The following is a 12,121-nucleotide window of genomic DNA, read 5'->3' as shown; positions in this document are numbered from 1 at the left end:
ATGCACAACGCCAACCAGAACCCCAGCACCCAGCTCATCGCGACCAGCCGTTTTCAGCTGTCGCCCCAGGAGCGTGCCGACATCGAGCATGCCGTCGAGCACTATCCGGATGCCCGCGCTGCCAGCATCGATGCGCTCAAGATCGTCCAGGCCAATCACGGCTGGGTACCGGATGGTGCCATTCCGGCCATCGCCGAGGTGCTCGGCATCCCGGTGCCGGACGTCGAGGGCGTGGCCACGTTCTACAGCCAGATCTTCCGTGTCCCGGTCGGCCGTCACGTGATCCGTCTCTGCGACAGCATGACCTGCTACATCAACGGCCATGAGTCGGTGCTGGCGGCGCTGCGCGAGCAGCTTGGCGTCGGCTACGGTGAAACCACGGCCGACGGCCGTTTCACGCTGCTGCCGGTGTGCTGCCTGGGCAACTGTGACAAGGGCTCGACCCTGATGATCGACGATGACACCTACGGCGGCATGAGCCCCGACCAGGTGCCCGTGCTGCTGGAGAAATACGCATGAAGCTGTCCTCCTTCGGTCCGTCCAACGCCATTTCCCGCTCCGCCGAGACGCACCCGCTGACCTGGCGCCTGCGTGATGACGGCGCCACCGTGGATCTCGCCGACTACCAGGCCAAGAACGGCTATGCCGGCCTGCGCAAGGCGCTCAAGGAGCTGGCCCCGGCTGACATCGTGCAGATGGTCAAGGACTCCGGTCTCAAGGGGCGTGGCGGCGCCGGCTTCCCGACCGGCGTGAAGTGGGGCCTGATGCCGCCCAGCGACGGCGTGACCCCGCGCTACCTGCTCTGCAACGCCGACGAGATGGAGCCCAACACCTGGAAGGACCGCCTGCTCATGGAGCAGCTGCCGCACCTGCTGATCGAAGGCATGATCATCAGCGCGCGCGCCCTCGCGGCCACCACCGGCTACATCTTCCTGCGTGGCGAGTATGTCGACGCGGCCCGCATTCTCAACCGTGCGCTGGACGAGGCGCGTGCCGCCGGCCTGCTGGGCAGGAACATCCTCGGCTCCGGCTTCGACTTCGAGCTCTACGTGCACACCGGGGCCGGCCGCTACATCTGCGGTGAAGAGACGGCACTGATCAATTCCCTGGAAGGCCGTCGCGCCAACCCCCGCTCGAAGCCGCCGTTCCCGGCCGCTGTCGGCGTCTGGGGCAAGCCGACCTGCGTCAACAATGTGGAAACCCTGTCCAACGTTCCCGCCATCGTGGCCAACGGCGTCGAGTGGTATCACACCCTTGCGCGTCCGGGCAGCGAAGACCACGGCACCAAGATGATGGGCTTCTCCGGCAAGGTGAAGAACCCCGGTGTCTGGGAGCTGCCGTTCGCGGTCAGCGCACGCGAGCTGTTCGAGGACTATGCCGGCGGCATGCGTGACGGCTACACGCTGAAGGCCTGGCAGCCCGGCGGTGCCGGCACCGGTTTCCTGCTGCCCGAACACCTCAGTGCCACCATGACCGCCGCCGGCATCGGCAAGGTCGGTACCCGCATGGGCACCGGTCTGGCGCTGGCTGTCGACAACACCATCAGCATGGTCTCGCTGCTGCGCAACATGGAAGAGTTCTTCGCCCGCGAATCCTGCGGCTGGTGCACGCCCTGCCGTGACGGCCTGCCGTGGAGCGTCAAGCTGCTGCGCGCGCTCGAACGCGGCGAAGGTCGTGCAGGCGATGTCGAGACCCTGCTGCAGCTGGTCGGACACCTCGGTCCGGGCAAGACCTTCTGCGCCCATGCGCCGGGTGCGGTCGAGCCGCTGGGCAGCGCGATCAAGTATTTCCGTGGCGAATTCGACGCTGGCGTGGCCGCTGTGCCGAGCCCGGCGTCTGCCGCCCAGCCGGCAACGGCCTGAGCCTCCCTTTTTGCAAGTTTGAAGACGGTCTGACATGGCAACGATTCACGTAGACGGAAAACAGTACGAGGTCGACGGCAGTGACAACCTGCTGCGCGCCTGCCTGTCACTGGGGTTGGACATCCCCTATTTCTGCTGGCATCCGGCCCTGGGGTCGGTAGGTGCCTGCCGTCAGTGCGCGGTCAAGCAGTACGCCAATGCCGACGACAAGCGCGGCCGCCTGGTGATGTCGTGCATGACCCAGTCCACCGACAACACCTTCATCTCCATCGATGACGAAGAGGCCAGGCAGTTCCGTGCCTCCGTGGTCGAGTGGCTGATGACCAACCACCCGCACGACTGCCCGGTCTGCGAAGAGGGCGGTCACTGCCACCTGCAGGACATGACCGTGATGACGGGCCACAACACCCGTCGCTACCGCTTCAGCAAGCGCACCCACCAGAACCAGGACCTGGGTCCGTTCATCAATCACGAGATGAACCGCTGCATCGCCTGCTACCGCTGCGTGCGCTACTACAACGACTATGCCGGCGGTACCGACCTCGGCGTCTACGGTGCCCACGACAACGTCTACTTCGGTCGTGTCGAGGACGGCACGCTGGAGAGCGAGTTCTCCGGCAACCTCACCGAGGTCTGCCCGACCGGCGTGTTCACCGACAAGACCCACAGCGAGCGCTACAACCGCAAATGGGACATGCAGTTCGCGCCCAGCGTCTGCCAGGGCTGCGCCGTCGGCTGCAACATCAGCCCGGGCGAGCGCTACGGCGAGCTGCGTCGCATCGAGAACCGCTACAACGGTGCCGTCAACCATTACTTCCTCTGCGACCGCGGCCGCTTCGGCTACGGCTTCGTGAACCGCGAGGACCGTCCGCGCCAGCCCCAGCAGCTGGAGTCCGGCCATTTCGTGGCGCGTTCGCTGGATGTCGCCCTGGACGGCATCGCCGCCGAGTTCAAGAACGCCCGCCGCGTCATCGGCATCGGCTCGCCGCGTGCCTCCCTGGAAGGCAACCACGCGCTGCGTGAGCTGGTCGGTCCGGCCAACTTCTTTGCCGGTGTCTCGGCCAGCGAGCTGGCGGCCGATCGTGCCGCGCTCGCCGTGCTGCAGCAGCAGGCCGATGCCGTGCCCAGCCTGCGTGCCATCGAGGACAAGGATGCCGTGCTCGTGCTGGGCGAGGACCTGACCCAGACCGCCGCCCGTGTTGCCCTGGCCCTGCGCCAGTCGGTGAAGAACAAGCCGGTGCAGATGGCGGCCGACAGAAAGGTCGGTGACTGGAATGCCCTCGGTGTGCGCGACATCGGCCAGCGCGCCCGCTCGCCGCTGTTCTCGGTGACGGTGCAGGCCACGCGTCTGGATGACGTGGCCGAGGCCAGCCTGCAGCTGCTGCCGGAAGACATCGCCCGCTTCGGCTTTGCCGTTGCCCATGCCATCGACGCTGCCGCGCCGGCCGTGGCCGACCTGCCCGAGGCCGCCCGTGCCCTGGTGCAGCCGGTGGCCGACGCCCTGCTGGCCGCGGCCAGCCCGCTGGTGGTGTCCGGCACCAGCCTGGCCAGCCCGGCCATCGTCGAGGCCGCTGCCAACATCACCCGCGCCCTGCAGGCGCGTGGCAAGTCCGCTGCCATCAGTCTGGCGCTGGCCGAGGTCAACAGCCTGGGTCTGACCCTGATGGGGGGCGATTCGCTGGATGCCGCGCTGTCCCAGCTCGCCGCCGGCGATGCCGATGCCGTCGTCGTGCTCGAGAACGACCTCTATCGCCGTGCTCCCGCCGCACGCGTCGACGCCGCGCTCGCCAATGCGCGCCTGATCGTGGTTGACCACCAGCTCACCAGCACCGGTGCGCGTGCGCACTGGCTGCTGCCGGCAGCCAGCTTTGCCGAGGCTGACGGTACCGTGGTCAGTGCCGAAGGTCGCGCCCAGCGCTATTTCCAGGTCTATGACCCGGCCTACTACGATGACCAGGTCGAGGTTCGTGACGGCTGGCGCTGGCTGCATGCGCTGCACAGCACCCTGCAGGGCGAGTCGGTGCGCTGGATGCATCTCGATGACGTCATCGCCGCCACCGTGTCCGCCTTCCCGGTGCTTGCCGGCATCGTCGAGGCCGCGCCCAGCGCCGGCTTCCGCATCAAGGGCCTGAAGATCGCCCGAGAGCCGCGTCGCTATTCCGGACGCACGGCCATGCGCGCCAACATCTCCGTGCATGAGCCGCGTGCCACGCAGGATGCCGACTCGGCGCTGGCCTTCTCGATGGAAGGCCTCAGCGGCCCCGACGAACCGACCCAGCTGACCCCGTTCGCCTGGGCGCCGGGCTGGAATTCGCCGCAGGCCTGGAACAAGTTCCAGGACGAGGTCGGCGGCCATCTCAAGGCCGGTGACTCGGGCGTGCGCCTGCTGACACCGACCGGCACCACGGCCTACTACGCCGCCAAGGTCGCGCTGCCAGCCGGTGACGGCCTGCGCGTGCTGCCGCTGTTCCATCTCTTCGGCAGCGACGAGCTGTCGGCGCGTTCCGATGTCACCAGCGAGCGTCAGCCGGCGCCTTACGCCGCCCTGTCGCCCCAGGCAGCCGCTCAGCTCGGCGTTGGTGACGGCGGCACGGTACGCATCTGGATGGCCGACGCCACCCTGGAGCTGCCGGTGCAGGTGCGTGACGATCTGAGTGCGGACGGCATCGGCCTGCCCATCGGTCTGCCGCAGCAACCCTATGTCGCCCGCGACGTGCGCGTGACCGTCTCGGGAGTGTCGGCATGAACGAACTGATCCAGGCCGTCAGCGATTTCTTCACGCCGGACGTGGTGGCCATCGCCATTGCCATGATCCAGGCCGTGGTCATCCTGCTGGTCACCGTCATCAGCGCGGCGCTGCTGAGCTTCGTCGAGCGTCGTCTGCTCGCCGTCTGGCAGGATCGTCACGGCCCCAACCGTGTCGGCCCCGGCGGCATCTTCCAGCTTGTCGCCGACATGCTGAAGATGTTCTTCAAGGAAGACTGGACGCCGCCTTTCGTCGACAAGCTCACCTTCACGCTGGCGCCGGTGATCGCGCTGTCGGCGCTGCTGGTGGCGATGGCCGTGGTGCCGATCACGCCGACCTGGGGCATCGCCGACCTCAACATCGGTCTGCTGTTCTTCTTTGCCATGGCCGGTCTCGCGGTCTACGCCGTGCTCTTCGCCGGCTGGGCCTCGAACAACAAGTACGCGCTGCTCGGCAGCGTGCGCGCCTCGGCCCAGACCCTGTCCTATGAAGTGTTCATGGGTCTGTCGCTGATGGGTGTGGTGATCCAGGCCGACTCCTTCAATCTGCGCGAGATCGTCGAGGCCCAGCAGAACGTCTGGTTCATCATTCCGCAGTTCTTCGGCTTCTGCACTTTCATCATCGCCGGCATCGCCGTCACCCACCGCCACCCGTTCGACCAGCCGGAAGCCGAGCAGGAGCTCGCTGACGGCTACCACATCGAATATGCCGGCATGAAGTGGGGCATGTTCTTCGTTGGCGAATACGTCGGCGTGGTGGTGATCTCGGCGCTGCTGGTGACGCTGTTCTTCGGGGGCTGGCAGCCGCTGCCGTACCTGGAGTTCATCCCGCCGTTCCTGTGGTTTGCCGCCAAGACCGCCTTCTTCATCATGATCTTCGTGCTCGTGCGTGGCGCCCTCATGCGTCCGCGCTACGACCAGGTCATGTCGTTCAGCTGGCTGGTCTGCCTGCCGCTGACCCTGATCAACATGCTGGTGACCGCTGCGGTGGTCCTGCTGAATACACCGTAAGGGGACTCTGTCATGACCCTGTGGAAACTGCTGGTCGGTGCCTACACGCAAGTGCGCAGCATGGTGATGGTGTTCTCGCACACCTTCCGCAAGCGCGACACCTTGCTGTACCCGGAAGTGCCGATCTACGTGCCGCCGCGCTACCGTGGCCGCATCGTGCTGACCCGTGACCCGGATGGCGAGGAGCGTTGCGTCGCCTGCAACCTCTGCGCCGTGGCCTGCCCGGTGGGCTGCATCTCGCTGCAGAAGGCCGAACACGAGGATGGCCGCTGGTACCCCGAGTTCTTCCGCATCAACTTCTCGCGCTGCATCTTCTGCGGCATGTGCGAAGAGGCCTGTCCGACCACCGCGATCCAGCTCACGCCGGACTTCGAGCTGGCCGAGTACAAGCGCCAGGATCTGGTCTACGAGAAGGAAGACCTGCTGATCTCCGGCCCGGGCAAGAACCCGGACTACAACTTCTACCGCGTCGCCGGCATGGCCATCGCGGGCAAGGAAAAAGGCCAGGCTCAGAACGAGGCCGCTCCCGTCAACGTCAAGGGCCTCATGCCCTGAGCCCAGGAGAAGCATCGTGCTTTACGCGTTCTACATTGCCGCTGCCGTTGCCATCCTGGCCACGCTGCGTGTCATCACCAACAGCAACCCGGTGCATGCGCTGCTGAACCTGATCGTGTCGCTGCTCGCGGTGGCGGTCATCTTCTTCGCGCTGGGCGCGCCGTTTGCCGGCATCCTCGAGGTCATCGTCTACGCCGGTGCCATCATGGTGCTGTTCGTGTTCGTGGTGATGATGCTCAATCTTGGCGATACCGTGGTGATCCAGGAAAAGGGCTGGCTGACGCCGAAACTGTGGCTGGGGCCGGCCTTGCTCGCGCTGGTGCTGCTGGGGCTGATGCTCTACACCCTGTCCGGCATGGGACTGCATCCCGCCGGCCTCGAGACCGTATCTGCCAAGCAGGTCGGCATCGCCCTGTTCGGCCCGTACCTGCTGGTGGTGGAACTGGCGTCCTTCCTGCTGCTGGCAGCCCTGGTGGCGGCCTTCCATCTCGGACGCAGAGACAGCGACAAGCCCGAGACCGGCAAGATCTGACAGCGTAGCGGTGGCGCCCGGTGACGGACGCCCGGAAACATAGGTGGGTTGATATGACTGGAATACCGATGGAGCATGGCCTGGCACTGGCCGCCATCCTCTTCGTGCTGGGCCTGACGGGTGTGCTGGTGCGCCGCAACATCCTGTTCATGCTGATGTCGCTGGAGATCATGATGAACGCGGCTGCCCTGGCCTTCGTGGTCGCCGGTGCGCGCTGGGGTCAGCCTGACGGGCAGATCATGTTCATCATGATCCTCAGTCTGGCAGCGGCGGAGGCAGCCATCGGTCTCGCCATCCTGCTTCAGTTGAATCGTCGTTTCGGCACGCTTGATGTCGACGCAGCCAGTGAGATGCGCGGATGAACCTGCTCTACCTGACCATTGTCTTCCCGATCATCGGCTTCCTGATCCTCGCGACCGCGCGCGGCCGTCTGTCCGAGAACCTGGCTGCCATCGTCGGCGTCGGTGCCATGGGCCTGTCGGCCGCCACCGCAGCGCTTGTCGGCGTCGACTTCCTGAGCTCGGTGCCGGCTGGCGGCTCCTACACCCAGGCGCTGTGGACCTGGATCAACGTGCCCGGTTTCGATCCCCGCTTCGCCCTGCGTCTGGACGGCCTGTCGCTGACCATGACGGGTGTCATCACCGGCGTCGGCTTCCTGATCCATGTCTTCGCGTCCTGGTACATGCGCGGCGAGGAGGGCTACGAGCGCTTCTTCTCCTACATGAACCTGTTCGTCGCCGCCATGCTGGTGCTGGTGCTGGGTGACAACCTGCTCTTCCTCTACGTTGGCTGGGAAGGTGTGGGTCTGTGCTCCTACCTGCTCATCGGCTTCTACTACAAGGATGCCGCCAACGGCCTGGCCGCACGCAAGGCCTTCGTGGTGACCCGCGTCGGCGACACCTTCATGGCCATCGGCCTGATGATCCTGTTCCGCGAGCTCGGCACCCTGAACATCCAGGAGCTGATGGCACGTGCTCCCGAGCACTTTGCCGCCGGTGACCCCTGGCTGACGGCCGCCACCCTGCTGCTGGTCGGTGGCGCGGTCGGCAAGTCGGCCCAGCTGCCGCTGCAGACCTGGCTTGCCGATGCCATGGCCGGCCCGACCCCGGTCTCGGCACTGATCCACGCCGCCACCATGGTCACCGCCGGCGTCTATCTGATCGCGCGCACCCACGAGCTGTTCCTGCTCACCCCGGACGTGCTGCTGCTGGTTGCCGTCATTGGCGCCATCACCCTGGTGATGTCGGGCTTTGCCGCGCTGGTGCAGACCGACATCAAGCGCATCCTGGCCTATTCGACCATGAGCCAGATTGGCTACATGTTCCTCGCGCTCGGTGTCGGCGCCTGGTCGGCGGCAATCTTCCACCTGATGATCCACGCCTTCTTCAAGGCCCTGCTGTTCCTGTCTGCCGGCGCGGTCATCATCGCCTGCCACCATGAGCAGGACATCTTCAAGATGGGCGGCCTGCGCAAGAAGATTCCCTTCGTCTATGCCTGCTTCCTTGTCGGTGGCGGTGCGCTGGCGGCTCTGCCGTTCCTGACCTCGGGCTTCTTCTCGAAAGACCAGATCCTGTTCGAGGTCTGGGCCGGCGGCCACCAGGACCTGCTGATTGCCGGTCTGGTCGGTGCCTTCCTGACCTCGATCTACACCTTCCGCCTGATCTTCGTTGCCTTCCATGGCAAGGAAAACGGCCATGCCGACGCCATCAAGGGCGCCGACTACTGGCTGCCGCTGGCCATCCTGCTGGTGCTGTCCACCGGTCTTGGCGCGCTGGTGCATCAGCCGCTGGAGGGTGTGCTGCCGCCTATGCCGTCCTCGCTGATGGCACCCGAGCTGGCACTGGAAGGCCGTCACGCGCTTGAGTGGCTGTCGGGTGGCATTGCCATCGCCGGCATTCTGCTCGCGGCATGGCTCTACCTCGGCGAGCGTCGCCTGGTGCAACGCATTGCCGGCACCGGTGTCGGCCAGATGCTGACGCGACTCTGGTACAACGCCTGGGGCTTCGACTGGCTCTATGATCGTGTCTTCGTGAGGCCGTTCATGGCGCTGGTGCATCTGCTGCGCCGCGACCCGATGGATCAGCTGGTGGGCGTGCTGCCCTGGCTGGCCCAGCGTGGCAACCGCGCCGTGGTGGTCAGCGAGAATGGCCAGATTCGCTGGTATGCAGCCTCCTTCGCGGTGGGTGCTGCCTTGATCCTTTCCGTGATGGTGCTGGTGTAAGCCATGATGACGTTTGATTCCTCGATTCTGCCCCTGCTGCTTCTGCTGCCCTTTGTCGGCGGCCTGATCGCCTGGCAGGCGGAGCGCATCAACCAGCACGCACCACGCTGGATTGCCAGTGTCACCATGGCCCTGTTTCTGGCAGGTTGCTGCCTGCTCTGGCTGCAAGGCGATTTCCGCACCGCCGACGTCGGCGCCGTGCTCGGCGGCACGCCGGTCTGGATGCTGGAGTACCAGGCTGACTGGATTCCGCGCTTCGGCATCAGCTTCCATCTCGGCCTCGACGGCCTGTCGCTGCTGATGCTCTTGCTCACCGGCTTCCTCGGTCTGCTTGCGGTGATCTCGTCCTGGCGCGAAATTGACCGTCACGTCGGCTTCTTCTACCTGAACCTGCTGTTCAACATCGGCGGCGTCGTTGGCGTGTTCCTCGCCATCGACATGCTGCTGTACTTCTTCTTCTGGGAAATGATGCTGGTGCCGATGTACTTCCTGATCGCCCTCTGGGGCCACAAGGGAGCCAACGGACGCAGCCGCATCAGTGCCGCCACCAAGTTCTTCATCTATACCCAGGCCAGCGGTCTGCTGCTGCTGCTGGCCATCATCGGCCTGGTCGTGGTGCATGCCCAGACCACGGGCGTGGTGAGCTTCGACTACGAAGTGCTGCTCGGTACCAGCATGGCTCCGGCCGTGGAAATGGTGCTGATGCTGGGCTTCTTCATTGCCTTCGCGGTCAAGCTGCCTGTTGTTCCGGTGCACTCCTGGCTGCCCGATGCCCATGCCCAGGCACCGACGGCAGGCTCCGTCGATCTGGCCGGCATCCTTCTCAAGACCGCCGGCTACGGTCTGCTGCGCTTTGGTGTGCCGTTCTTCCCGAATGCCTCGCTGGAGTTTGCGCCGATCGCCATGTGGCTGGGCGTGTTCGGCATCTTCTATGGCGCCGTGCTTGCCTGTGCCCAGACCGACATCAAGCGCCTGATCGCCTACACCTCGGTCTCGCACATGGGCTTCGTGCTGGTCGGCATCTATGCCGGCAACACCGTGGCCCTGCAGGGCGTGGTGGTGCAGATGCTGGCGCACGGTCTGTCCGCCGGTGCGCTCTTCATTCTCTGCGGCGAGCTTTACGAGCGTCTGCACACCCGCGATCTGCGCGAAATGGGCGGTCTCTGGTCGCGTCTGCGCTATCTGCCACCGATCACGCTGTTCTTCGCGGCGGCCTCGCTGGGCCTGCCGGGTCTGGGCAACTTCGTCGGTGAGATCATGATCCTGCTCGGCGGCTTCCAGGCCAATGTCTGGGTGGCCGTGCTGGCCTCCGGCGGTCTCATCCTCGCCGCCGTGTACGGTCTGCTGATGATGCAGAAGGCGTTCTACGGTCCGGCCAGCAGTGACACCCGTCTGCCAGACCTGAATGCGCGCGAGCTTGGCATCATGATCGCCCTGATGGCGACCCTGCTGGCGCTCGGCCTGTATCCGCAGCCGGTGTTCGACACCGCCGCCGCCAGCGTGCAGCACTTCCTCTCGATCTACACCCAGGCTGCCGTTCCCGGCCTGACGACACCTGCAGGCTATTGATACGTCATGACCATCACCGCCTCCCAACTGATTGCCCTGCTGCCGCTGCTGATCACCGGCGCCACAGCCGTCCTGGTCATGCTGGCGATCGCCATCAAGCGTCATCATGACTTCAACGCCACCATCACCGTGATCGGTCTCAACCTCGCTCTGCTGTCGGTGTTCGTGATCGCTCGCCAGGAACCGCAGCTGGTCACCGAACTGCTGGTGGTCGATGGCTACGCCGCCTTCTACATGGGCCTGGTGCTGTTTGCCACGCTGGCCTGCGCCACGCTGATGCATGCCTACTTCAAGGACTTCGCCGACAACAAGGAAGAGGTCTACCTGCTGCTGGTGCTTTCCGCCATGGGTGCGCTGGTGCTGATCATGAGCCGTCACCTGGCCTCGTTCTTCATCGGCCTCGAGCTGATGTCGATCCCGGTCTACGGTCTGGTCGCCTATACCTTCCGCCAGAAGCATTCGCTGGAGGCCGGCATCAAGTACATGGTGTTGTCCGCCGTGGCCAGCGCCACCATGCTGTTCGGCATGGCGCTGCTCTATGCCGAGTCCGGCAGCCTGAGCTTCCCTGCCTTGGGTGCCCAGCTCGCGCAGGCCGGCCTGATCAGTCCGTTCGGCTACGCCGGCATCGCCATGATCCTCGCCGCCATGGCCTTCAAGCTGTCGCTGGCGCCGTTCCACCTGTGGACCCCTGACGTCTACGAAGGCGCACCGGCGCCGGTTGGTGCCTATCTGGCCACTGCCGCCAAGGTCGCCGTGTTCGTGGTGCTGCTGCGCTTCCTGGTCGAGGTGCCTGCCGCCCACGCCAGTGTCTGGCCGCTGATCCTCGGCGTCATCGCCTTCCTGTCCGTGTTCGTCGGCAACCTGCTCGCCGTCAACCAGACCAACATCAAGCGCCTGCTCGGCTACTCGTCGATCGCCCACTTCGGTTACCTGCTCATCGCCATCGTGGCCGGAGGCACGCTGGCGCTGGAGTCGGTGGGGATGTATCTGCTGACCTATGTGGTTACCACCATCGGCGCCTTCGGTGTCATCGCGCTGATGTCGAACCCGGCGCAGGGGCGCGATGCCGATGCCATCTTCGATTACCGCGGCCTGTTCTGGACCCGTCCCTACCTGACCGCCGTGCTCACGGTGATGATGCTGTCGCTGGCCGGCATCCCGTTCACCGCCGGCTTCATCGGCAAGTTCTACATCGCCCTGTCAGGTGTCGCAGCCGGCCTCTGGTGGCTGATGGCTGCCCTGGTCATCGGCAGCGCCATCGCCCTCTACTACTACCTGCGCGTGGTGGTGGCCCTGTACATGCCGACACCGGGTCAGCGTCGCATGGAGGCTGATCTGCACTGGGGTCAGCGCATGGGCGGCATCATGGTACTGGTCATGGCCGGCCTGATGTTCCTGCTCGGCACCTACCCGCAGCCGGCGATGAGCCTGGTGACCCAGGCCGGCATCGTGGTCTTCGAGTAAAGTGATTCCGCTGCGGCCTGAAACGGTCGCGGCGTGTCGACGCCTGTCGTGTTGCCGAGATACGCCGCCTTCGGGCGGCGTTTTGCTGTCTGGAATCCGGCGGGATTACAAAAGTGCAACAGAATGGCGCTGGCCTTTGGCTTTCCTGTTTATTTATGTTCA

At 65.3% G+C, this 12,121-nt stretch carries 10 protein-coding genes; all 10 read left to right on the top strand.

Annotated features, from left to right (window positions below):
- Genes nuoE through nuoN form a run of 10 tightly spaced genes read left to right on the top strand, consistent with a single transcriptional unit; the run spans position 1 to position 11,959 of the window.
- The gene (nuoE, locus tag F595_RS0101520) at positions 1–519 is read left to right on the top strand and encodes an NADH-quinone oxidoreductase subunit NuoE (protein ID WP_022955104.1); all 519 of its coding nucleotides are present in this window, start codon (positions 1–3) and stop codon (positions 517–519) included.
- A complete protein-coding gene (nuoF, locus tag F595_RS0101515) occupies positions 516–1,862 on the top strand; it encodes an NADH-quinone oxidoreductase subunit NuoF (protein ID WP_022955103.1) in 1,347 nt (448 codons plus the stop codon). Before nuoE ends, nuoF begins: the two co-directional genes overlap by 4 nt.
- A gap of 34 nt (positions 1,863–1,896) precedes the next feature.
- The gene (gene nuoG / locus F595_RS0101510) at positions 1,897–4,608 is read left to right on the top strand and encodes an NADH-quinone oxidoreductase subunit NuoG (protein ID WP_022955102.1); all 2,712 of its coding nucleotides are present in this window, start codon (positions 1,897–1,899) and stop codon (positions 4,606–4,608) included.
- On the top strand, positions 4,605–5,618 hold the full coding sequence (gene nuoH, locus F595_RS0101505; protein ID WP_022955101.1) for an NADH-quinone oxidoreductase subunit NuoH: 1,014 nt from the start codon (positions 4,605–4,607) through the stop codon (positions 5,616–5,618). The genes nuoG and nuoH overlap by 4 nt, the downstream gene beginning before the upstream one ends.
- A gap of 12 nt (positions 5,619–5,630) precedes the next feature.
- Positions 5,631–6,173, top strand: coding sequence for an NADH-quinone oxidoreductase subunit NuoI (nuoI, locus tag F595_RS0101500; protein WP_022955100.1), 543 nt, complete (start codon positions 5,631–5,633; stop codon positions 6,171–6,173).
- Between the two features lie 16 nt (positions 6,174–6,189).
- On the top strand, positions 6,190–6,705 hold the full coding sequence (gene nuoJ / locus F595_RS0101495) for an NADH-quinone oxidoreductase subunit J (RefSeq protein ID WP_022955099.1): 516 nt from the start codon (positions 6,190–6,192) through the stop codon (positions 6,703–6,705).
- A 53-nt stretch (positions 6,706–6,758) separates the two neighbouring features.
- Positions 6,759–7,067 (top strand): NADH-quinone oxidoreductase subunit NuoK, encoded by a 309-nt coding sequence (gene nuoK / locus F595_RS0101490; protein ID WP_022955098.1) that lies wholly within the window; start codon positions 6,759–6,761, stop codon positions 7,065–7,067.
- On the top strand, positions 7,064–8,926 hold the full coding sequence (gene nuoL, locus F595_RS0101485) for an NADH-quinone oxidoreductase subunit L (RefSeq protein WP_022955097.1): 1,863 nt from the start codon (positions 7,064–7,066) through the stop codon (positions 8,924–8,926). Before nuoK ends, nuoL begins: the two co-directional genes overlap by 4 nt.
- A 6-nt stretch (positions 8,927–8,932) precedes the next feature.
- Positions 8,933–10,495, top strand: a complete 1,563-nt coding sequence (gene nuoM / locus F595_RS0101480) for an NADH-quinone oxidoreductase subunit M (RefSeq protein WP_040568000.1) — start codon at positions 8,933–8,935, stop codon at positions 10,493–10,495.
- A gap of 6 nt (positions 10,496–10,501) precedes the next feature.
- On the top strand, positions 10,502–11,959 hold the full coding sequence (gene nuoN / locus F595_RS0101475; protein WP_022955095.1) for an NADH-quinone oxidoreductase subunit NuoN: 1,458 nt from the start codon (positions 10,502–10,504) through the stop codon (positions 11,957–11,959).
- The last annotated feature ends 162 nt before the right edge of the window (positions 11,960–12,121 follow it).

This window comes from Perlucidibaca piscinae DSM 21586 (genome assembly GCF_000420045.1).
GTDB classification, from domain to species: domain Bacteria; phylum Pseudomonadota; class Gammaproteobacteria; order Pseudomonadales; family Moraxellaceae; genus Perlucidibaca; species Perlucidibaca piscinae.
The sequence above is the reverse complement of the archived record's forward strand: the minus strand, read 5'-3'. Positions and strand labels throughout refer to the sequence as shown.